Annotated in this window: 3 protein-coding genes and 1 pseudogene; 3 read left to right on the top strand and 1 reads right to left on the bottom strand. The window is 70.8% G+C overall.

What is annotated here, in order from left to right; all coding sequences use genetic code 11:
- Window positions 1-147: 147 nt before the first annotated feature.
- The gene (locus tag KQ305_RS05385) at window positions 148-402 is read right to left on the bottom strand and encodes a hypothetical protein (protein WP_259724399.1); all 255 of its coding nucleotides are present in this window, start codon (window positions 400-402) and stop codon (window positions 148-150) included.
- A 59-nt stretch (window positions 403-461) separates the two neighbouring features.
- Between KQ305_RS05385 and KQ305_RS05390 the strand changes: the two genes are divergently transcribed.
- The 3 genes and pseudogenes from KQ305_RS05390 to KQ305_RS05400 all read left to right on the top strand — a co-directional run.
- Window positions 462-1,049 (top strand): DUF2854 domain-containing protein, encoded by a 588-nt coding sequence (locus KQ305_RS05390; protein ID WP_259724400.1) that lies wholly within the window; start codon window positions 462-464, stop codon window positions 1,047-1,049.
- Window positions 1,046-1,942, top strand: a complete 897-nt coding sequence (gene argB / locus KQ305_RS05395; protein ID WP_259724401.1) for an acetylglutamate kinase — start codon at window positions 1,046-1,048, stop codon at window positions 1,940-1,942. The genes KQ305_RS05390 and argB overlap by 4 nt, the downstream gene beginning before the upstream one ends.
- Window positions 1,935-2,256, top strand: a pseudogene (locus KQ305_RS05400) (tetratricopeptide repeat protein); the annotation flags it as partial. The gene argB and the pseudogene KQ305_RS05400, both read left to right, overlap by 8 nt.

Genomic DNA, 2,256 nt, shown 5'->3' on the forward strand with positions numbered 1-2,256 from the left:
CGCCTGCGCCACGCCGGGCCCCGGCGCCGGCCCCGTCACGCCCCGCCAGCCCCGCACCCGCCGAGGCGGCTGCGCCCGTCTGGGACACCTCCCCGCTGGTGCCCCTGGGCGACGACGACGACATTCCCTTCTGATTCGGAACCGGATTCAGAGCCGTTCGCCGGCCTGGTCGATCAGCTGACCCAGCTCCCGCTCCAGCGCCGCCAGATCGAGCCGCCACTGGCTCCAGCGGCCGCTGTCGAGCTGGCGCAGCAGCCAGAGCCGGTCTTCCCCCAACTGGGAGAGCAGTTCGGCTGTTGTTGGGGCCTCGGTCGCGCTCCAGCCTGCGCCGCCGGTCGCCCCGAATTCCGTTGCGGCGCTGGCCGGCGTGACGTCGTACGGGCTGTCTGGAGGGCTGGCCATGGGTGTGGCGGAGGGAGCCTGGGGTCCCATCCTGGCCCCCGCTGCTGGAGAATGGGGGAATGCAAGCGTTTCTCTCCCCCGGCAGTCTGGTGACGGTGGCTGGTGCCGTTCTGACCGTGATCGGTTCGATCGCCTACGTCACCGACAGCCCCAACATCAGCCTGGCTGGCGTGTTCTACGGCGTGCCGATCCTGCTGGGGGGGCTGGCCCTGAAGTCCTCCGAGCTGCCACCCGCCGAGCGCCTCACCCCCGTGGCCCAATTGCGTGATCTGCGTCAGTTGCCTGAGAACGAACCGCTGCGCAAACTGCTGGCTGACGTCACCCGCTGGCGCTACGGCCAGAAGGCCCACCTGGAAAGTTCCCTCGAAGCTCTCAAGCTCTGGGATGAGGACTCCCCTCCCCAGCTGCTGGCCGTTGAGGAGCTCGACCACGGCGGCGGCTATGGGCTGCGCTTCACCATTGAGTGCCAGGGGGTGCCGTTCGAGCGCTGGCAGGATCGCCAGGAGCGACTGGGCCGCTTCTTCGGTCCCGGGCTCACGGCTGCCGTGCAACAGGCTGGCCCTGGCCGCCTCAAGCTGAGCCTGCTGCCGGCCACCGCCTCTGACCCCTCCCCTTCCGACCCGCCCCTCGCCGCCCCCGTCCCTTGAGTCCCGATCGGCACATCAGCTCGGAAGACACCCTGCGGGTGTCCGTCCTCAGTGAGGCGCTGCCCTACATCCAGCGCTTCGCCGGCCGTCGCATCGTCATCAAGTACGGCGGGGCCGCCATGGTGCGCGAAGACCTGCGCGAGGCGGTCTTCCGCGACCTCGCCCTGCTGGCCTGCGTCGGCGTCCAGCCGGTGGTGGTGCACGGCGGTGGGCCGGAGATCAACCAGTGGCTGGAGAAACTGGCGATCGAACCCCGCTTCCAGGACGGCCTGCGGGTCACCTGCCCCGACACCATGGACGTGGTGGAGATGGTGCTGGTGGGCCGGGTCAACAAGCAGATCGTCAACGGCCTCAACCGGGTGGGGGGACGGGCCGTGGGCCTCTCCGGCAGCGATGGAGGCCTGGTGCTTGCCCGCACCATGGGCGACGGCACCCTCGGTGTGGTGGGCGACGTGGCGCGGGTGGACCCCTCGGTGCTGACCCCCCTGCTGGCCAGCGGTTACATCCCGGTGATCTCCAGCGTGGCTCCCAATGCCGATGGACGGGCCCACAACATCAATGCCGACACCGTGGCCGGGGAGCTGGCCGCGGCCCTTCAGGCGGAGAAGCTGATCCTGCTCACCGACACCCCCGGCATCCTGCGGGACCGCAACGCCCCCGCCAGCCTGATCCGCCAGCTCAGCCTCTCGGAAGCCCGCCAGCTGATCGCCGACGGTGTGGTGGAGGGAGGGATGACGCCCAAGACCGAATGCTGCATCCGGGCCCTGGCCCAGGGGGTGAAGGCGGCCCACATCATCGATGGCCGGGTGGCCCATTCCCTGCTGCTGGAGGTGTTTACCAACGCCGGCATCGGCACCATGGTGGTGGGCAGCCCCGGCTTGCTGCATGCCTGAGGATCCGCTGGCCGAGGCCCGGCGGGCCCTGGATCGCGGCGAGTACGGCCAGGTGCTGCGGCTGCTGGAGCCCCTCCAGGAAGAGCGTTCGCCGCTCACCGCTGCCGGCGCCGAGCTGCGCCTGCTGATGGCCACCGCCCTGATGGGCCAGGGCCGCACCGACCAGGCCGCCGCCTGCTGCCGCGGCCTGGTGCGTTGCCAGGACCCGACGCTGCGCGCCCAGGCCAAGGCGCTGCTGATGGTGCTCGAGGCCCCGGAGCTGCGCCGTCCCAGCAGCTGGTCGCTCACCCTGCCGGATCTCGCCGGCACCACGC

The sequence above is a fragment of the Synechococcus sp. CS-1332 genome (assembly GCF_025127995.1).
In the GTDB taxonomy this organism is placed as follows: domain Bacteria; phylum Cyanobacteriota; class Cyanobacteriia; order PCC-6307; family Cyanobiaceae; genus Cyanobium.